The organism is Rhodoplanes azumiensis, assembly GCF_042682915.1.
GTDB lineage: Bacteria > Pseudomonadota > Alphaproteobacteria > Rhizobiales > Xanthobacteraceae > Rhodoplanes > Rhodoplanes azumiensis.
Map to the genome: position 1 here is coordinate 1 of NZ_JBHUIW010000021.1, position 19,215 is coordinate 19,215.

A 19,215-nucleotide genomic window follows, 5' to 3' on the forward strand; every position below is an offset into this window, starting at 1 on the left:
GCAGAATCAATGCCGTGCACCTCTTCAAGCACAATCCGTGCCGGACAGCCGTGGCCGAAGCCCGGCCATGACGCGCGGCTGGCGTCCATGGCGCGGCCACAGCCCGTAAGGCGGAATAGCGAAGTGCATTCTGCCGGCCGGCGCCGACGACCTCGATCCTGAGGGCAAGGCGCGGCCACCCGGGTCCGCTTCGCGGCCCGAGTGCACACTCCGGCCGCAGGCCGCCTCTCGAACCATGCGACCCATAAAGTCGAGGGCCCGGGGCCGCATCCTTCGAGGCCCGGCTTCGCCGGGCGCCGCAGGCCGAGGCGAGAGGTTCGGTGCAGCCTGCCGGCGCCCTGCACCACCCCACCGCTCGCTTGACTTCCGCCGAGACCGGGGGCTTTTGTCGCCCGCTCGCCGTCGCCGCGAGCCAATTCCATTCCCGGATTCCACCCCCGGACACCACCCCCCGGTCAGTCCCCTGATGCGCAGTTATCTCGATTTCGAAAAGCCCGTCGCCGAGCTCGAGGCCAAGATCGAGGAGCTGCGCGCGCTGGAGCAGCCGGCCGGCGCGGTGGAGATCGGGGAGGAGATCGCGCGGCTGGAGGGCAAGGCCGCCGAGGCGCTCAAGGCGCTCTATGCGAACCTCACCCCGTGGAACAAGACCCAGGTGGCGCGCCATCCGCAGCGGCCGCACTGCCTCGACTACATCGGCGGGCTGATCGCCGACTTCACGCCGCTCGCGGGCGACCGCACCTTCGGCGAGGACGAGGCGATCGTCGGCGGCTTCGGCCGCTTCCGCGGCGAGAGCGTCTGCGTCATCGGCCAGGAGAAGGGCTCCTCCACCGAGAGCCGGCTCAAGCGCAATTTCGGCATGGCGATGCCGGAGGGCTACCGCAAGGCGGTGCGCCTGATGGAGATGGCCGACCACTTCGACATCCCGGTGATCACCCTGGTCGACACCGCCGGCGCCTATCCGGGCATCGGCGCCGAGGAGCGCGGCCAGGCCGAGGCGATCGCCCGCTCCACGGCCGCCTGCCTGGCCCTGAAGGTGCCGAACGTCGCCGTGATCCTCGGCGAGGGCGGCTCGGGCGGCGCCATCGCGATCGCCACGGCCAACAAGGTTCTGATGCTGGAGCACGCCATCTACAGCGTGATCTCGCCGGAGGGCGCCGCCTCGATCCTGTGGCGCGACGCCGGCAAGGCGCAGGAGGCGGCGACCGGCATGAAGATCACGGCCGACGACCTCCTCAAGTTCGGGGTGATCGACGCCGTCATCCGCGAGCCGATGGGCGGGGCGCACCGCGACTGGGCGGCCGCCATCAACGCCACCGGCGACGCCATCGCGACCGCCTTCGACGGCCTGCGCGAGCTCGGCCCCGAGGCGATCCGCCAGCACCGCCGCGACAAGTTCCTGGCGATCGGTCGCACGCTGGCCTGACGGGCCGCATTTTCGCGCGCGAGATCAGGGTGATCTGCCCCACGTTAACGGTCCGGCAACCATCCGGGCGGACAGTCGTCGCGAGACCTCCGTACACCCCCGATTCACCATGCCGTCGCGGCGGGGGGAGGGGCCGGTTCCACTGCCTTGCTAAAACCACATCTCGACGCTAACCGGTCGTTAGGGAATGGGACGAGGGGGAGTGCCGTTTGAACCGTCATTCGGCGTGGGTCCGGACGCTCCTGGCGTCGGCGGCGGTCGCGGCTGCGATCGCGCTGGCCGGGTGCCAGACCGACGGGATCTCGCAGATCCCGAGCAAGGCGATGCAGCCGCTGTCGCGCGAGATGGTGGCGACGCTCGAAAAGAAGAACATGCCGGTCGATTCCCCGATCCTGATCCGGATCTTCAAGGAGGAATCGGAGCTCGAGGTCTGGAAGCAGGACTCGTCCGGCCAGTACGCCCACCTGAAGACCTACCCGATCTGCCGCTGGTCGGGTGAGCTCGGCCCCAAGGTCAAGCAGGGCGACCGCCAGGCCCCCGAGGGCTTCTACGCGATCACGCCCGGCCAGATGAACCCGAACTCGAGCTTCCACCTCGCGTTCAATCTCGGCTTCCCCAACGCCTACGACCGCGCCCACGAGCGCACCGGCGCCTTCCTGATGGTGCACGGCGACTGCTCGTCCTCGGGCTGCTACGCGATGACCGACGAGCAGATCACCGAGATCTACGGGCTCGGCCGCGAGGCCTTCCTGGGCGGCCAGAAGTCCTTCCAGGTCCAGGCCTATCCGTTCCGGATGACGGCCCTCAACATGGCCCGCCACCGCACCAGCCCGCACATGGCGTTCTGGCGGATGCTCAAGGAGGGCAACGACCACTTCGAGGCGACCCGCCAGGAGCCGAAGATCGACGTCTGCGAGAAGCGCTATGTCTTCAACGCGACGCCGACGGCGGGCGGCTTCAGCCCGGCGGCGCGCTGCCCGGCCTACCAGGTGCCCGAGGACGTCGTCGCGGCGGTCCGGCAGAAGCAGGACGCCGACGAGCGCCAGTTCGCCCACTACGTCGCCCAGGGGGTGCAGACCGCGGCGGTGCGCACCGGCAGCGACGGCGGCATGCATCCGACCTTCCTGGCGAAGATCAACCCCAACGAGACCTTCGTGTCGAACGGCCGCAAGGTCGCCAGCCTGCCGCCGCAGAGCCCGGGCGGCAAGGCCACGCTGGTCTATCTGCCGAACACGCCGACCGCGGCGACCGCGGTGGCGTCGGCCGACACCGAGACGACCTCGGGCGTCGGCGCCCGGGTCGCCTCGGCCGACGGTGACGGCGCCATCGGGGCGCTCGGCAAGTGGTTCGGCATGGGCAAGAGCGAGAGCGCCCCGCCGCCGAGCCCCGCCGCCGCGCCGGCACCGGCCGCCAAGCCGGCCGCCGTGAACGCCGCGCCGGCCGCCAAGCCGGCGCCCGCCCAGACCCAGCTCGCCTCGTCGTCGTCGCGTCCGGCGGCGCTCGGGGCCATTCGCCCGACCACCCAGCCGGCGTCGACCGGTCGGGTCGAGGCGAGTGCCGCACCGGCCCCCGCCGCCTACGCGGGCGGTAGCTTGATGCCCGGCGCCAAGCCGGTGCTGTCGTCGTCGAGCTTCGGCAACTAGCGCCGGATTTCGGTCGACGCCACGTCGACGGCCTCACATCAGCCGGTCGAGCTCGGTGCGGCTCGCCGACTTGCGCAGCTTGATGAAGCGGACGACGCGCTGGGCCGCCTCGGCGGTCAGCTCGATGTAGTGCTGGAACGCGGCGCGGGGGTCGTCGGGCTCGCCGAGCGTCACGGCCAGCACGGCCTTGGCGTCGGACCAGCCCAGGCCGGCCGCCTTGCACAGGATCAAGAGGGCCTCGTCGGACCGCTGGCGGATCAGGTTGCGCACCGCGATCGCCGGCACGTCGGCGACGGCCGCGAGGGTCTCGACGACGGGGCCGCGCTCGCCGTTGCGGGCCTGCTCGCACAACCGCCGCTTGATGGCGTCGGAATCGAGCCGGACCGCCGGGCCGTGATGGGCGTGCAGGCGGGCGTGCACCAGCTGATCGCCGATCGCCGCGATGGCGTGATCGAGCCGGGTGCGCACGGCCGGGTGCGCCGAGGCCGCCAGCCGGCGGCGCACGATCTCGCCGGCGTCGCGCACCATCTCGCAGAACAGGTCGGCCGGCACGTCGCTGCGTCCGGCGAACAGCTCGGCGAGCTCCTCGTCGCCGCGCGCCCGCACCGCGATGGTCTGCAGCCCCGCGTCGGAGAAGCGGGCGCCCGGATTGGCCGTGATCTTGCGGGTGACCGCGATGTCGCCGCGCTCGACCACGATGTCGGTGACCACCTCGGAGAGATGCTCGCGGGCCGCGATGGCGGCGAGGTGACCCTGACCCTTGCTCCGCGCCACCTCGACCAGCAGCGCGTCGGTGACGCGCGGGGATTTCTCCAACACCGGCCGTGCGATGTCGATGTCGTCGTGGCGGGCGAGGCGGCCGATGGTGTCGCGCGGCGCGTTGGCGATCGGTGCGAGCTGCAGGCCGAGCCGAACCAGGGCATAACGTTCGACCGTGTCGACGAGGCGCTCCATCACGTCGTCGAACAGGCCGACCTGCGCGTCGCCGAGCTGCGTCGACGTCGCCAGGAACAGGTCGGTCACCCGGCGCAGCACCGCGCTGCGTCGGTCGGCGCTGCCGCTCGCGAGAACGCTGGACAGCTCTTCGATCAGGGGCACCGAGGCCGGCATGACGGTGGGCTCCGGGTCAGCGAACGGCGGTCGGCACCAAGGCGAGCCAGGCCTCGGGCGGGGGCGGCGACGCGCCCGGATCGACCGGGACGAAGGCGACGCCGAGGTGATGGCGATCGCGCCAGACGGCGACGCAGCGCACCCGGATGCGCCCGGGATCGACGACCAGCTCGAACACGCCCGGCACCGCGGCGGCATCCGCCACCAGAAGACAGGCGCCGCCGACCGAGACGTTGACGACGGCGCAGTCGATCGCGTCGTCCCGGTCCACGATCCGACCAGTGGCGAGGGTGAGAAAGCGCGGGTGGCGGCGCTGCCGGCGAACGGTTCCGGACGAGGAAGAGGACGCGAAAAAGGACATGCCGTCGACCCCAGTTCTCGAATGCGCAAGTGCCGGGATGGTGGACAACCGCGGTCGTCACGGTCCGTTTGTGATCGGCCCGCGAAGGTCTCGCCTGGACCGGCGGTTTCGACCCTCGGGACGATACGACACAACCCTGAATACATGATTACAAATCATCGGTATGGAATTTCGGACACCACCCGCAAACAGTGTAGTTCTTCGGGTCGGCTATTAGTGCCGCCCGGCGCCGAACACGACGGAGGCGCGGCTGCAGACCTCCGATTGCCGCCGAAGACGCTCGTCCCGGCGATCCACGCTCTCGGTCTCGGAGGCATCCAGGTCGTCGATGGCGCGACGTGCGCGGGGATGACGCGCCGAGCGGCACGGCGGCGCGGCCGCGCTCACATCATCTTCCGGATCTCGGCCGGGGTCGCCACCTTGCGCAGCCGGATGAACCGGACGACACGCTGGGCCGTCTCGGGGGTCAGGCCCGAGAAGGTGCCGAAGGCGGTGCGCGGGTCGCCGGCGGCGCCGGTGGCGGCGAGCAGCACGGCCTTGGTATCGGGCCAGGCGAGGCCCGCGACCTTGCACAGGATCAGCATGCCCTCCTCGGAGCCCTGCTTGATCAGGCTCTTGATCGCGGCCTCGGGAACCTCGGTGATGTCCGCGATCGCGTCGATCACGTCGCTGCGCTTGCCGGCGCGGGCTTTGTCGCACAGCGCCTTGAGCTTGTCGGGCGCCGGGCTCGCGACCGTGGTGCCGGGCGCCTCGGCCTTGCGGCGGGCATGCAGGAGATGATTGCCGCACGCCGCCATCGCCTGGTCGAGGCGCTGGCGCACGCCCGGCTCGTCGCAGCGCGCGAGCCTGCGACGCACCTCGTCGGTGGCGTTCTTCACCAGGTCGCGGAACACCTCGGCCGGCACGTCGCCGCGATTGGCGACCAGCACGGCGAGCGACTCGTCGAGATGGGCCCGGCCCGCGATGGTGCGGAAGCCGGTCTCGGAGAAATGCGCGCCGCGATTGGCCGTGACCTTCCGCGTGACGTCGAGATCGGCGCGATCGATCAGGGCATCGGTGACGACGACCGACAGGGCGCGGCGCACCGCGATGGCGGCGAGATGCGTCTGCGGCTTGGTCGTGGCGATATCGGCCAGCACGGGATCGGGCAGCCGGGTCGAGCGTTCCAGCACCGGTCCGGCGACCGCGATGTCGTCGGACCGGCAGAGCCAGGCAATGGTGTCGAGCGGGGCGTTGGGCAGCGGCGCGAGCTGCAGTCCGAGCCGGATCAGCGCGTGCCGCTCCACCGAGCCGACGATCAGCTTGAGCACGGCGTCGAAGAGAGCGACGTGCTCGTCCCGGAAGCCGCCGGCCTGGGTGAGAAACAGATCGGTGAGCCGGCGCAGGATCTCGCCGCGGGTCTCGGGCGTGCCCTGGTCCAGGAGGGCAGGAAGATCGGCCAGCAGGGTGTTCGGGACGGCCGTCATGACGTGCCGCCCGAGGCTGCCGGGCGTGGCATCCGACAGGTCATGGCACCGGGCGTGGCACGATCCGGCATGGGGAGACACCCGGGACGACGGCGAAGCGCCGGGCTACGGACGGAGACGGCCCCGGACGGGACCAGCGAGCGTCGCCCCCCCGGGGCGTTCCCGGGATGACGATCGCCAGACTCTAATGCGGAATGGTGAACGGGGTTTTAATTTACCACTAGAACGGGCGGGTTAGACCCCCGGCCGTGCGGCGAGGCTCCGACCTCGCCCCCCCGGGGCGAGGTGAAGCGCCGCCGCAGCGTCGCCTCAGGCGTAGCGGCCGTGGCAGTGCTTGTACTTCTTGCCCGAGCCGCACGGGCAGACCTCGTTGCGGCCGACCTTGCCCCAGGTGGCGGGGTTCTTGGGGTCGCGCGCCGCGGCCTCGATCGTGTCGCCGTCCTGGCGTCTGCCGAGCAGCAGGCCGACATCGGCCGGCGCGAACTCGTTCTCGCCGGTGGACGGATCGATCTTGGTCGCCTCCATGTAAGGGAGTTGCGACTCCTCGGGCTGCTGCTGGACGATCTCGACCCGCATCAGCTGCGACGTCACGGCCTCGCGGAGATTTTGGCTCATCGCCTCGAACAGGGCGAAGGCCTCGGCCTTGTACTCGTTGAGCGGGTCGCGCTGGGCGTAGCCGCGCAGCCCGATGACGTTGCGCAGGTGGTCGAGCATCACCAGGTGCTCGCGCCACAGATGGTCGAGCGACTGCAGCAGGATCGACTTCTCGACGTAGCGCAGCACGTCGGGGCCCCACTGGGCCGCCTTGGCGGCCATGTGCTCGTCCGCCTTGCGCTCGATGCGGGCGATCAGCTCCTCGTCGGCGATGCCCTCTTCCTTGGCCCAGTCGTGCACCGGCAGATCGAGGCCGAGCACGCGCTTGAGCTCCTCCTCCAGGCCGGGCGTGTCCCACTGCTCCGGATAGGCGTTCTCGGGGACGTGCTTGCCGACCAGGTCGTCGATGACGCTGTGGCGCATGTCGGTGACGACCTCGTTGGTCACCTCGTCGCGCATCCAGTCGATGCGCTGCTCGAAGATGACCTTGCGCTGGTCGTTCATCACGTTGTCGAACTTGAGGAGGTTCTTGCGCAGGTCGAAGTTGCGCGCCTCGACCTTCTGCTGCGCCTTCTCGAGCGCCTTGTTGATCCACGGATGGACGATCGCCTCGTCCTCGCGCAGGCCGAGCTTCTGCAGCATGCCGTCGAGCTTGTCCGACCCGAAGATACGCATCAGGTCGTCCTCGAGCGACAGGAAGAACTTGGAGTGGCCGGGGTCGCCCTGCCGACCGGAGCGGCCGCGCAGCTGGTTGTCGATGCGGCGCGACTCGTGGCGCTCGGTGCCGAGCACGTAGAGGCCGCCGGCGGCGAGCGCCTTCTCCTTCAGGCGCGCCACCTGGGCCTTGATCTCCTCGATGCGGGCGTGCCGCTCGGCCTCGTCGGTGACGTCGGCGAGCTCCTGGCGGATCCGCATGTCGGCATTGCCGCCGAGCTGGATGTCGGTGCCGCGGCCGGCCATGTTGGTGGCGATCGTCACGGCGCCGGGCACGCCGGCCTGCGACACGATATAGGCTTCCTGCTCGTGGTAGCGCGCGTTCAGGATGGCGAAGACCTTGGCCTTGGTGGCGCCCTCGTCGCCCGAATACAACGCCGCGAAGGCGTTCGGATCGGTGAAGTCGTGCGCCTCCCAGCCCTTGGCGCGCAGCATGTCGGCGAGCTGCTCGGACTTCTCGATCGAGGTGGTGCCGACCAGCACGGGCTGGCCGCGCGACTTGCAGTCCTCGATCAGGGTCAGGATCGCCCGGCTCTTCTCGGCGGCGGTCCGGTAGACCTCGTCGTCGTCGTCGATGCGCTGCATCGGCAGGTTGGTCGGCACCTCGACGACCTCGAGATTGTAGATGTCGAGGAACTCGTCCGCCTCGGTCTGCGCCGTGCCGGTCATGCCGGCCAGCTTCTCGTACATGCGGAAGTAGTTCTGGAACGTGATCGAGGCGAGCGTCTGGTTCTCGGGCTGGACCGGCTGGCGCTCCTTGGCCTCGAGCGCCTGGTGGAGGCCGTCCGAGAAGCGCCGGCCCGGCATCATGCGGCCCGTGAACTCGTCGATGATGACCACCTCGCCGTTGCGGACGATGTAGTCCTTGTCGCGCTGGAACAGCTTGTGGGCGCGCAGCGCCTGATTGACGTGATGGACGACCGAGACGTTCTCGACGTCGTAGAGCGAGTCGCTCTTGAGCTGGTCGGCCTCGCGCAGCATGCGCTCCATCTTCTCCATGCCGGCTTCGGTCATGACGACGGTACGCTGCTTCTCGTCGACCTCGACGTCCTCCTTGCCGAGCCGCGGGATGAAGGTGTCGATCGTGTTGTAGAACTCGGAGCGGTCGTCGAGCGGGCCGGAGATGATCAGCGGCGTGCGTGCCTCGTCGATCAGGATCGAGTCGACCTCGTCGACGATCGCGTAGACGTGACCGCGCTGGACCATGTCCTCCAGCCGGTACTTCATGTTGTCGCGCAGGTAGTCGAAGCCAAGCTCGTTGTTGGTCCCGTAGGTGACGTCGCAGGCGTACTGCGCCTTGCGCTGCTCGTCGTCGAGCCCGTGCACGATGACGCCGACGGTGAGCCCGAGGAACTTGTAGATCTGGCCCATCCACTCCGAGTCGCGCTTGGCCAGGTAGTCGTTGACCGTGACGACATGGACGCCGCGGCCGGAGAGCGCGTTGAGATAGACCGGGAGCGTGGCGACGAGCGTCTTGCCTTCGCCGGTCTTCATCTCGGAGATGGCGCCCTCGTGCAGCACCATGCCGCCGATGAGCTGGACGTCGAAGTGGCGCTGCCCGAGCGTGCGCTTGGCCGCCTCGCGCACCGTGGCGAAGGCCGGCACCAGGATGTCGTCGAGCGTCTTGCCGGCGGCGAGCTCCGCCCGGAAGGCCTCGGTGCGGGCGCGCAGCGCCTCGTCGGAGAGCGCGGCGAGCTCGGGCTCGAGCGCGTTGATCTGGTCGACCCGGGGGCGGTAGGCGCGGATGCGCCGGTCGTTCGCGTTACCGAACAGCTTGCGGACGACAGCGCCGAACATCCCGGAGTCCTTTCTTTAGGTCTCGGGTGGTTCCGGCCCCGAGGAGAATGCGGGCCCGTCCGGATGCACCGGGCGACCCGCTGTGGCCCGGAGCAGCCCGCGTTCACGGCGCCATCGGGGGAAAAGACGCGGACGCGCGACGTCGCACATCCCACGGGTCACACCGGCGAGCGGTGCACAGATAGGAGGGGGTCCAGGCCTTGTCAATCCGGCCGCCCCTCGCGAAAAGCCTCTCCGGCGTGGCTCGTCAAGGCCTTGTCATGACGAAGGTGTCATCTGCGGTGCCGCAATCATGCCGTCGTTTGCCGATAGCAGACCTGGCGGTTGCCAACCGCTGCGCGTTCGGCGAGGGTGCGGAGCCGTCACGGCGGGCGCGAACGCCCGTCTTTCCCAAGGATTCTCGATGATTACGCAACGCTTGTCCTCGCGTCCGGGCTGCCCGGCGCGCCGCCGTGCCCGTATCGGGACGGCTCTCCTCGTGACCGCGGCGCTCACCGCCGGCCCGGCCCTGGCCCAGGCGCCGGCTCCCGCCCCCGCCCCGGCCGGTCAGACCCAGGGTCAGCCGGCGCAGGATCCGGTGGTGGCGAAGATCGACGGGACCGAAATCCGGCAGAGCGACCTCGCCCTGGCCGAGGAGGACGTCGGCTCCAACATCCCGGCCGGCACCGCCGAGGCGAAGCGCGACTGGCTGATCAACTACCTGACCGACATGACGCTGCTCGCCAAGGCGGCCGAGGCCAAGAAGGTCCAGGACACGGCCGACTTCAAGAAGCGCCTCGCCTATGGTCACAGCAAGCTGCTGATGGAATCGATGCTGCGCGACGCCGGCCAGGCCGGCGCCACGCCGGACGCGATGCAGCACGTCTATCAGGAGGCCGTGAAGCAGATGGGCGAGGAGCAGGAGGCGAATGCGCGCCACATCCTGTTCCGGGTCGCCGACGCGAACGACCCGAAGGCCGCCGCGGCGGCCGAGGCGAAGGCCAAGGAGACGCTCGCCCGGATCAAGAAGGGCGAGGACTTCGCGACGCTCGCCAAGGAGCTCACCGAGGATCCGCCCGGCAAGGTCGACGGCGGCGATCTCGGCTGGTTCACCAAGGACCAGATGGTGCCGGAGTTTTCCGAGGCGGCCTTCAAGCTCGACAAGGGCCAGGTCTCCGAGCCGGTGAAGACGGCGTTCGGCTGGCACCTGATCAAGCTCGAGGACAAGCGCAAGCGCGCCGCCCCGCCGTTCGACCAGGTGAAGGACCAGATCGAGACCTTCGTCACCCGCAAGGCGCAGATCGAGCTCCTCAACAAGCTGCGCCAGGAGGCCAAGATCGAGCGCCTCGACAAGCCCGAGACGGCGCCCGCCCCGGCTCCGACCGCGGCCCCGGCGGCTGTGCCGGCGCCTGCTCCGGCCCCCGCCGCCGCGCCCGCCAAGAAATAAGTCCTCGACCGCGTATGCGGTCCGGGACGGGATGACCGACCGGCCACGGCCGGTCGGTCGGATCGGCCGCCGACGGAACGGGGGGCGTTTCGCGTGCAGATCGTCATCGACAGCCTGATCGAGGGCGCCCGCCGCGCGACCGGGACGGTCGTCGTCATCGACGTGTTCCGGGCCTTCACCACGGCGGCCGTGCTGTTCTCCCGCGGCGCCGAGAGGATCGTGATGACCGAGACGGTCGAGACCGCCTTCGCGCTGCGCGACGCCGGCGTCGGCAGCCTGGTCATCGGCGAGATCGACGGCGTCAAGGTGCCGGGCTTCGACCTCGGCAACTCGCCCTTCGAGGCGTCGCAGCGCGAGGTCGCCGGCCGCACCATCGTCCAACGCACCAGCGCCGGCACACAAGGCATCGTCGCCGCGCTCGGCGGCGCCGACCGGCTCTACGCCGGGGCGCTGGTGACGGCGCCGGCGACGGCCCGGGCCGTGCTCGCCACCGCGCCGGCGCGGGTGTCGCTCGTCGCCATGGGGCAGGCCGGGCGCACCCGCACCGACGAGGACGAGATCTGCGCCATCCATCTGCGCAACCTTCTGGAGGGGCGCCCGGGCGCGCCCGCCGCGGTGCGCGACCTGATCCTCGCCGGCGGCCAGATCGCCGCGTTCCGCGATCCCGAGGTCGCCCACATGCATCCCGGCGATCTCGACATCTGCCTCGACATCGGCCGCTTCGACTTCGCCATCCGCGTCACGGCCGAGGACGGCCGTCCGGTCGCGCGGCCGGAGCGGATCTGAGGGCGCGGCGCGCGGCGCCACTCTCGGACGCTTCCGCTGACGACGTCTCCCCGCGTTGGGGCGCCCCTCTCCCGGCTGGCGGGGCGAGGAGAAAACGCCGCCCACCTCCTGCTCCCGTCATCCGTTCGTCCCACTGGACTTTCCCGCGCCGGCCTGTGAGGCTTCGGATCGAAGCGGGCCGCAGAGCTCGTCGTCACGGCCGTCCGTCCGGTCGGCCCAGGGCAGGACATGCGCATGGTGGACCAGCGGACCGGCGCGCCGGGCGCGCCGCAGCCTCGTCGCGACCGAGAGCCGGACGGGGCGCCCGCCACGTCGGCCGCGGCCGCCGCGACGCCGCCGGAGACGGCCCCCTCTGCACCACCGCCTTCGACATCTCCTGCGTCGGACCTGCCCGCTTCGACAGTGCCCGCTTCGACCGCGCCGGCATCGACCCCGGCCGCGACGTCGGCCTCGACGCCCGCCGCCGCGGCGAGCCACGCCTACGGCGCCGACCATCCGTTCCGGCCGCTGGAGCCGCCGCCCGGCTACGTGCCGGGCTCCTCGGGGCGTCCGGCACCGGTCGACTCGGCCCTGCCCGATGTCCGCCTCACGACCCAGGGCGCCATCTCGGACGAGGCGCTGCGCAAGGCCGAGGCCTATATCGAGCAGGAGGAGGGCGCGGCGAACCGGCTGTCCGGCCGCGCCGGCCTGATCGTCACGACGATCGCGGTCGCCTCGACGCTGTTCCACCTCTACGCGGCTTACGCGATCGTGCCGACGCAGGAGCTGCGCTACGTCCATGTCGGCTTCGTGCTGGTGCTGGGCTTCCTCTTGTTCCCGCTCGCGGCACGCTTCCGCAACGCCATCCGCTGGTGGGACGTGGTCGCCGCCGCGGCCTGCGTCGGCATCCTCGGCTACGCCTTCCTCTGCGGCGAGGACTTCACCGACCGGGCCGCCGTGCCGGACCGGCTCGACGTGATCCTCGGCGTGATCTTCATCGTGCTGCTCTTGGAGGCGACGCGTCGCACCACCGGCTGGATCATGCCCGTGGTGGCGATCCTGTTCATCGTCTACGCCCTGGTCGGGCCGGAGCTGCCGCCGCCCTGGACGCATCGCGGCTACACGTTCACCCGGCTGGTCGGCCACCTGTTCATCACGCTGGAAGGCATCTTCGGCGTCGCCGTCGACGTCTCCTCCAGCCTGATCATCATGTTCACCATCTACGGCGCCTTCCTGCAGCATTCCGGCGCCGGCAAGTTCTTCATCGACTTCTCGCTCGCCGTGATGGGCGGCAAGCCGAACAGCGCCGGCCGCACCGTGGTGCTGTCCTCCTTCCTGCTCGGCGGGCCGTCGGGCTCCGGCGTCGCCACCACGGTGACGATCGGCGCCGTCGCCTATCCGATGATGGCGCGCGCCGGCTTCGAGCGGAACGCCGCCGGCGGGCTTCTCGCGGCGGGCGGTCTCGGCGCGATCCTGTCGCCGCCCGTGCTCGGCGCCGCCGCCTTCCTGATCGCCGAGTTCCTGAAGATCAGCTATCTCGACGTGATCTGGATGGCGATCATTCCGACCATTCTCTACTACCTGTCGCTCCTGTTCATGGTGGAGCTCGACGCGAAGAAGTTCGGCGCTCGCACGGTGCCCTACGACACCTCGCTCACCATTCCGCAGATGCTGCGGCGCTACGGCTTCCACTTCGTCTCGCTGGTCGCCGTGATCGGCTTCATGGTGGCCGGCTTCTCGCCGATGCTGTCGGTGTTCTGGTCGACGCTGCTCGCCTTCGGCTTCTCCTTCCTGCGGCCCGAGACGGCGCTGTGGCCGAGGAAGCTCGTCCAGGCGCTCGCCGACGGCACCATCGGCGTGCTCAACGCGGCGACCACCTGCGCGTCGGCGGGCATCATCGTCGGCGTCGTCACGCTGACCGGGCTGGGGCTGAAGTTCTCGTCGATCGTGCTCGCCTACGCCGGCAACAGCCTCCTGTTGACCGCCCTCTACACGGCCCTGATCGTGTGGATCGTCGGCCTCGCCGTGCCGGTGACGGCCTCCTACATCATCTGCGCCGTGATCGCGGCGCCGGCGCTGATCAAGCTCGGCGTGCCGGACTTCGCCGCGCACATGTTCATCTTCTACTACGCGGTGCTGTCCGAGGTGTCGCCGCCGACCGCGCTGTCGCCGTTCGCGGCGGCCGCCATCACGGGCGGCGATCCCTACCGCACCACGCTGCAGGCGTGGAAGTACACGCTGCCGGCCTTCCTGGTGCCGTTCGTCTTCATTCTCGATCCGTTCGGCGTCGGGCTCCTGATGACCGTCCCCAAGGGCGGCGGCTGGATCGACGTCGTGCTGATCGCGGTGAAGACCGCGGCGGGGCTCGGCGCGCTCGCGGTCGCGGCGCAGGGGTTCGCCATGCGTCGCGTCGCCGGCATGGAGCGGGCCGCGTGGACGCTCGCCGGGCTGCTCCTCGTCTTCCCGAGCCTGCTCGAGGCGGCGACCGAGTGGGCGCTCGGTATCGACGTGCCGCAACCCGCCTGGCTTGGTCTCGCGCTCGTGGCTCTGCTACTCTTCGTGCAGATCAGGACGCGGGCGCAGGCATGTGCATGAAACCGCTCGCGTGACACCGGCATGCCGTCGCGGCAGACGACGGAAGAAGCCTGACCATCAAGGGAGAACGCCATGACATTCGGAATCCCCCGCCTGACACTCGGCTCCGTCGTCGCCGGCGCGGCGGCGCTCGCGCTCGTCGCGGCCGGCGTCGCGGTCGCCCAGCAGAAGACCATCGCGATCGGCACCGGCGGCACCGGCGGCGTCTACTATCCGATGGGCGGCGGGCTCGCCGCCGTGCTGTCGAAGACGCTGCCCGGCGTCCAGGCGACCGCCGAGGTGACGGGCGGCTCGGTCGACAATCTCAAGCTGATCGGCTCCGGCCAGAGCGAGGTCGGCTTCTCGATGGCCGACGCGGCGCTCGACGCCCTGCAGGGTCAGGACAAGTTCAAGGGCAACAAGATCGACGTCCGCACCCTCCTGGTGCTCTACCCCAACCGCATGCATGTCGTGACCATCGAGGGCACCGGCATCGCGACGATGGCCGACCTCAAGGGCAAGCGCGTCTCCACCGGCTCGCCCGGCAGCGCCACCGAGGTGATGGCGTTCCGGGTCATCGAGGCGGCCGGCCTCGACAAGGACAAGGACATGAAGCGCGAGCGGCTCGGCGTCGCCGAGTCGGTCAACGCCATCAAGGACCGCAAGATCGACGCCTTCTTCTGGGTCGGTGGCCTGCCGACCGCGGCCGTGACGGATCTCGGCGCGACGCCGGGCGTCAAGATCAAGCTGATCGACCACGCCGAGGTGGTCGACAAGATGAACGCCAAGCACGGCAAGCTCTACGCCGTCGACACCATCAAGGCCGGCACCTATCCGGGCCAGGACAAGGACAACACGATCTCTGTGGTGTGGAACGTGCTGGTGACCAGCGACAAGATGACGGACCAGATGGCCTACGACATCGTCAAGGCGATCTTCGACAAGAAGTCCGACCTGGTCGCCGTCCACAAGGAGGCCGCGAGCATCGACTACAAGAACCAGCTCAAGGCCAACTCCTCGATTCCCTGGCACCCCGGCGCACTCAAGTACTTCGCCGACAAGGGTGTGCAGATGTGACGCGGCCCGGCACGAACCGAGGGTCGTCAAGCCCGGGCTCGACCCGCGCATCTGTCAGCTTCGCCGAGGACGGGCTTTGTCGCGGAGAGACGGATCGCCGGGTCGAAGCCCGGCGATGACGTCGAAGGGGCCGCCCGGGCTGCATGGTTCGAGACGGGCTCCTTCGGAGCGCTCCTCGCCATGAGGGCGGCGTTTGCACCGGCACGGCCGAGTCCGGTCCCTGCGCCTCCGGATCGCCGTCCAGTGAAAATCCGTCACGCGCCGGCCGCACCGGCCGCGACCGAAAGTCCGCCCGGCCAGGTCGCGATGCCGTCGCGAGGCGGGCGGTTCTGGGGTATGCTTCCGGCCGGAGGCGGCCGATACGAGCCGCCCACCCGTGGGAGGCGCGCATGAGCCCGACGACCACTGCAGCCCGGCTGCCGAGCGACGAGCCGACCTGCCCGCCGCCCGATCCGCATCCGAGAAAGCCCACCTACGTCCCGCCGCCCGGCGCCTGCGACGCGCATTTCCACGTCTTCGGGCCGGGGAACGTGTTCCCCTATGCGCCGAAGCGGCCGTTCACGCCGCACGACCAGCCGAAGGAGACGCTGCTGGCGCTGCATCGGTTTCTAGGCTTCGAGCGCGGCGTCTTCGTGCAGTCGACCTGTCACGGCACCGACCACCGGGCGCTCGTCGACCTGCTGGCGACGACGGAGGGGCGCTATCGCGGCGTCGCGCTGCTCGATCCGGACACGCCGGCCGACGAGATCGCCCGCCTGGACGCGGCCGGCGTCTGTGGCGTGCGCTTCAACTTCCTGCCGCATCTCGGCGGCCGGCCGTCGATCGACGGCATGAAGGCCGTGATGGAGAAGGTCGCGCCGTTCGGCTGGCACGTCGAGGTCCACGTCACCGGCAAGGAGCTGCTCGACAGCCTCGACCTGATCACGTCGATCAAGGCCAAGGTGGTGATCGACCATATCGGTCGCGTGGACGTCGCCGAGGGCACGTCGGGCTTCGCGTTCGGGGCGCTCAAGCGGCTGCTCGATCGCGGCACCATCTGGGTCAAGCTGTCGGGCGTCGACCGCATCTCACGCGCCGGCCCGCCCTTCTCGGACGCCGTGGCGCTGGCCCGCGCGCTCGCCCGCCACGCCCCGCAGCGCGTCCTGTGGGGGACCGACTGGCCGCACCCCAACATCTCGCGCTTCATGCCCAACGACGGCGAGCTGGTCGACCTGATCCCGCAGATCGCCGAGGACGAGCACGCCCGCCGGCTGATGCTGGTCGACAACCCGACCGAGTTCTTCGGGTTTCCGAAGGCGTGAAGCTGCCGCCTTAGAGTCATCAGGCGACGCCGATTAAACCCTCTCCCTGAGGGAGAGGGTCGGGGCGCGCCATAGGCGCGCACCGGGGTGAGGGTTTACGGAGCTGGTTGGCTTGCCTCGGCACCCCCTCACCCGGACTTCGCGCCTGCGGCGCGAACCCCGACCTCTCCCCGCTGGGGAGAGGTGACCCGAGCATGCCGCAAATTCGAACCCGCCTCTCACCCCGTGGTCTTCTGGCCCATGGCGATGGCGTTGACGGTGAGGAGGAGCGCGTCGAGCGTCGCCTCGTCGCGGTTCGCCTCGTCGGAAGCGGCGCGGTAGCGGCGCAGGAGCCGCACCTGCTCGTGATGCAGCCAGGTGAGGCCGCGCGCCCGCAACTCGATGGTGCGCAGGAAGCGCGGCCGGCGCTCCTCGGGCGGCGCCGGGAACAGCGCCGCGACGGCGGCGCGGGTGCGCTCGTGTTCCTCCAGAATCCGCGCCATCATGGTGTCGCGCAGCTGCGCGTCCTCGACCAGCGAGGCGTAGAGCGTCATCACGGCCGGGTTCGCCATCAAGAGGCTCGCCTCGACATTGTGGAGCACGTAGACGAGGAAGCGCCAGCGCGGCAGCACGGCCCGGATCCGCTCGAAGCCCTCCGGCCGCTCGCGCTGCAGCCACGCGATCGCGCTGCCGACCCCGTACCAGCCGGGCAGATGGAAGCGCGCCTGGCTCCACGAGAACACCCACGGGATGGCGCGCAGATCCGCGAGCGTCGCGCGGCCGGTGCGCCGGCTCGGGCGCGAGCCGATGCGGGCCTGCTCGATCGCGTCGATGGGGGTCGCGGCGCGGAAGAAGTCGATGAAGCCGTCGGTCTCGACGAGGCGCCGATACGCCGTGTAGCTCTCGTCCACCACCTCCTGCCACAGGCCGCGCAGGGGATGCGGCGGCACCGGGCCGGCCGCGTGCAGCATCGTCGTGCGCACCACGCCGGCGAGCAGCCGTTCGAGATGGAACGTCGCGGTGACGCGGTTGGCGTATTGCTGCGAGATCACCTCGCCCTGCTCGGTGACCCGCATCCGCCCGGTCAGGCTGCCGGGCGGCAGCGCGTCGAGAAAGGCGTGGGTCGGGCCGGCGCCGCGTCCGATGGTGCCGCCGCGGCCGTGGAAGAACTCGACCCGCACGCCGTGGGCGCGCCCGACCGCGGCGAGTCGCTCCTCGGCGAGATGCAGGCCCCAGTGGCTCGCCAGGATGCCGCCGTCCTTGTTGGAGTCGCTGTAGCCGAGCATCACGGTGCATTCCGGCACCGCCTTGCCGTCGCGCAGGCGCAGATGGGTGAGCGTCGCGCGGGTGATCGGATGCGCCAGGAAGGCGTCGAAGATGGTGTCGCAGCGGGCCAGATCCGCGATGGTCTCGAACAGCGGCACCACCGGGATCATCGCGGCCGGCCCCTGCGGCGTCTCGATCAGGAGGCCCGCCTCGCGCGCCAGCAGATAGGGCGTGAGCAGATCCGAGACGCTGCGCGTCATGCTGATCACCAGCGGCCCGAGCCCGTCCGGCCCGTGCGCGAGGAGATGCCGGCGCAGCCCGCGCAGCAGCGACACGGTCGCCTCCGCCTCGCCGGCGAGCGTCGTGTGGTCGCCCGTGAACGGGCGCGGGCTGGTCAGCTCGCGCTCCAGGAAGGCGAGCTTCTCGGCCTCGCTCCAATCCGGATAGTCGGTGCGGCGATGGCCGGCGGCGGCGAGCAGGCCGGCGACCGCACGGTCGTGGAAGGCGGAGTTCTGGCGCACGTCGAGACGCGCGAAATGGAAGCCGAAGACGCGCGCCTGCGCCGTCACGGGCCGCACGTCCGTGGTGGCGATGTCGGGCGCGCCGGCCTCGCTCACGGCCGCCTCCAGGATCTCGAGGTCGGCGACCAGCTCGGCCGCGGCACCGTAGCCGCCCGCGGCACGGTCGCGGGTGCGCGCGATCCGGATCAGAATCAGGTTCACCATCTGGCGCCACGGCTCGCCGCGGTTGCGCCCGAGCGCGGCGGCGCTCTCCGGGCCGATCAGCGCGGCGGTCTCGTCGATCCGGCGGCGCAGCGCCGCCGGCACGTCGTCGCCGTTGCCGGCGAGGCTGATACGCACCGCGAGCGCGGAGAGTCGGGCGTGCAGGAGCGCGAGCGCCCCGGCGCGCAGCCGCGCCAGCATGCCCATCGTCACCTCGGTGGTGACGAACGGATGGCCGTCGCGGTCGCCGCCCACCCAGGTGGCGAAGCCGAGCCGCGGCAGCGTCGGCGGGGGGCTGCCGAACGTGTCGGTCCAGGCCTCCTGGAAGCGGAGATCCAAAAGCTCGACGACGTCCGGGAACACCGTCTCCATGTAGTGCAGGACGGTGCGGATCTCGCTCTCGACGTCGGGCCGTTCCAAGAGGATCTCGCCGGTGCGCCACAGCCGCTGCAGGGCGGCACGCAGGCGCCGACGATAGATGCCGAGCTCGATCTCGGTGAACGAGCGGGTCTCGCGCTCGAGCAGCATCAGGTAGAGGGCACGGTGATGCTCCAGCACGGTGGCGCGCTTCGCCTCGGTCGGATGCGCGGTCAGCACCGGCTCCAGCGAGGCGTCGGCGATGGTGCGGCGGATGCTCGCCTCGCCGTAGCCGCGGGCCTCCAGGTCACCGAGGTCGTGGCGCCACAGGCCGGGCTCGCGCTCGTGGCGACGGCCCTCGGCGCGGCGGCGCATCTGGTTCGCCGTGTTCTCCTCGACGATATTGAGGAGCTGGAAGGCGATCGACAGCGCCTGGCAGCGGGCGAGTGCGCCGTCCTCCTCGCCATCGGGCGGCGGCGCGTCGGCCGCCTCGAAGCAGCCGCGCACGAAGCCGGCGACGCCGGCCGCCGGGCGGTGCTCCTCGACGACCTCGCAGAACAGGTCCAGCAGGGCGTCGAAGTCGGCCGCCCATTTAGCGAACTCGTCGCGGAGCGGAGCGGGAGCGTTCATCGGGACTGCC

At 70.5% G+C, this 19,215-nt stretch carries 12 protein-coding genes; 7 read left to right on the top strand and 5 right to left on the bottom strand.

Features of this window, described 5'->3' with window-relative positions:
• The first annotated feature begins 466 nt into the window (after nt 1–466).
• Together ACFSOX_RS16925 and ACFSOX_RS16930 are read left to right on the top strand one after the other, a co-directional pair.
• Nucleotides 467–1,423 carry an acetyl-CoA carboxylase carboxyltransferase subunit alpha gene (locus ACFSOX_RS16925; protein ID WP_378478992.1) on the top strand — a complete coding sequence of 319 codons (957 nt, stop codon included), beginning with the start codon at nt 467–469 and terminating at the stop codon, nt 1,421–1,423.
• A 209-nt stretch (nt 1,424–1,632) separates the two neighbouring features.
• Nucleotides 1,633–3,066, top strand: a complete 1,434-nt coding sequence (locus ACFSOX_RS16930) for a hypothetical protein (protein WP_378478993.1) — start codon at nt 1,633–1,635, stop codon at nt 3,064–3,066.
• A 33-nt stretch (nt 3,067–3,099) separates the two neighbouring features.
• Here ACFSOX_RS16930 and ACFSOX_RS16935 read toward each other — a convergent pair whose 3' ends face one another.
• The 4 genes from ACFSOX_RS16935 to secA form a co-directional block, all read right to left on the bottom strand.
• Entirely contained in the window at nt 3,100–4,176 is a 1,077-nt protein-coding gene (locus ACFSOX_RS16935) for a DUF2336 domain-containing protein (RefSeq protein ID WP_378478994.1), read from the bottom strand.
• A 16-nt stretch (nt 4,177–4,192) separates the two neighbouring features.
• Entirely contained in the window at nt 4,193–4,537 is a 345-nt protein-coding gene (locus ACFSOX_RS16940; protein ID WP_378478995.1) for a PilZ domain-containing protein, read from the bottom strand.
• A 383-nt stretch (nt 4,538–4,920) separates the two neighbouring features.
• Nucleotides 4,921–6,003: a DUF2336 domain-containing protein gene (locus ACFSOX_RS16945; RefSeq protein WP_378478996.1), complete on the bottom strand. Its 1,083-nt coding sequence runs from the start codon at nt 6,001–6,003 to the stop codon at nt 4,921–4,923.
• A gap of 309 nt (nt 6,004–6,312) precedes the next feature.
• Nucleotides 6,313–9,108: a preprotein translocase subunit SecA gene (secA, locus tag ACFSOX_RS16950; RefSeq protein WP_378478997.1), complete on the bottom strand. Its 2,796-nt coding sequence runs from the start codon at nt 9,106–9,108 to the stop codon at nt 6,313–6,315.
• Nucleotides 9,109–9,511: 403 nt separating this feature from the next.
• Between secA and ACFSOX_RS16955 the strand changes: the two genes are divergently transcribed.
• From ACFSOX_RS16955 to ACFSOX_RS16975, 5 genes are all read left to right on the top strand, one after another.
• Nucleotides 9,512–10,534: a peptidylprolyl isomerase gene (locus ACFSOX_RS16955; protein WP_378478998.1), complete on the top strand. Its 1,023-nt coding sequence runs from the start codon at nt 9,512–9,514 to the stop codon at nt 10,532–10,534.
• Between the two features lie 93 nt (nt 10,535–10,627).
• Nucleotides 10,628–11,320, top strand: coding sequence for a 2-phosphosulfolactate phosphatase (locus ACFSOX_RS16960; RefSeq protein WP_378478999.1), 693 nt, complete (start codon nt 10,628–10,630; stop codon nt 11,318–11,320).
• A 402-nt stretch (nt 11,321–11,722) separates the two neighbouring features.
• Nucleotides 11,723–13,894 carry a TRAP transporter permease gene (locus tag ACFSOX_RS16965; RefSeq protein WP_378479000.1) on the top strand — a complete coding sequence of 724 codons (2,172 nt, stop codon included), beginning with the start codon at nt 11,723–11,725 and terminating at the stop codon, nt 13,892–13,894.
• Between the two features lie 72 nt (nt 13,895–13,966).
• Complete coding sequence (locus ACFSOX_RS16970) at nt 13,967–14,950, top strand: TAXI family TRAP transporter solute-binding subunit (RefSeq protein ID WP_378479001.1); 984 nt, start codon at nt 13,967–13,969, stop codon at nt 14,948–14,950.
• A gap of 389 nt (nt 14,951–15,339) precedes the next feature.
• On the top strand, nt 15,340–16,251 hold the full coding sequence (locus ACFSOX_RS16975; protein ID WP_378479002.1) for an amidohydrolase family protein: 912 nt from the start codon (nt 15,340–15,342) through the stop codon (nt 16,249–16,251).
• 218 nt (nt 16,252–16,469) lie between these two features.
• On the opposite strand, the gene ACFSOX_RS16980 is transcribed toward ACFSOX_RS16975, so the two are convergent.
• Nucleotides 16,470–19,205, bottom strand: coding sequence for a phosphoenolpyruvate carboxylase (locus ACFSOX_RS16980; protein ID WP_378479003.1), 2,736 nt, complete (start codon nt 19,203–19,205; stop codon nt 16,470–16,472).
• Nucleotides 19,206–19,215 lie beyond the last annotated feature (10 nt).

Coding starts and splice junctions, on each gene's coding strand:
- ACFSOX_RS16945 (WP_378478996.1), bottom strand. CDS start 6,003: ATGACGGCCGTCCCGAACACCCTGCTGGCCGATCTTCCTGCCCTCCTG.
- ACFSOX_RS16935 (WP_378478994.1), bottom strand. CDS start 4,176: ATGCCGGCCTCGGTGCCCCTGATCGAAGAGCTGTCCAGCGTTCTCGCG.
- ACFSOX_RS16940 (WP_378478995.1), bottom strand. CDS start 4,537: ATGTCCTTTTTCGCGTCCTCTTCCTCGTCCGGAACCGTTCGCCGGCAG.
- secA (WP_378478997.1), bottom strand. CDS start 9,108: ATGTTCGGCGCTGTCGTCCGCAAGCTGTTCGGTAACGCGAACGACCGG.
- ACFSOX_RS16955 (WP_378478998.1), top strand. CDS start 9,512: ATGATTACGCAACGCTTGTCCTCGCGTCCGGGCTGCCCGGCGCGCCGC.
- ACFSOX_RS16925 (WP_378478992.1), top strand. CDS start 467: ATGCGCAGTTATCTCGATTTCGAAAAGCCCGTCGCCGAGCTCGAGGCC.
- ACFSOX_RS16970 (WP_378479001.1), top strand. CDS start 13,967: ATGACATTCGGAATCCCCCGCCTGACACTCGGCTCCGTCGTCGCCGGC.
- ACFSOX_RS16980 (WP_378479003.1), bottom strand. CDS start 19,205: ATGAACGCTCCCGCTCCGCTCCGCGACGAGTTCGCTAAATGGGCGGCC.
- ACFSOX_RS16975 (WP_378479002.1), top strand. CDS start 15,340: ATGAGCCCGACGACCACTGCAGCCCGGCTGCCGAGCGACGAGCCGACC.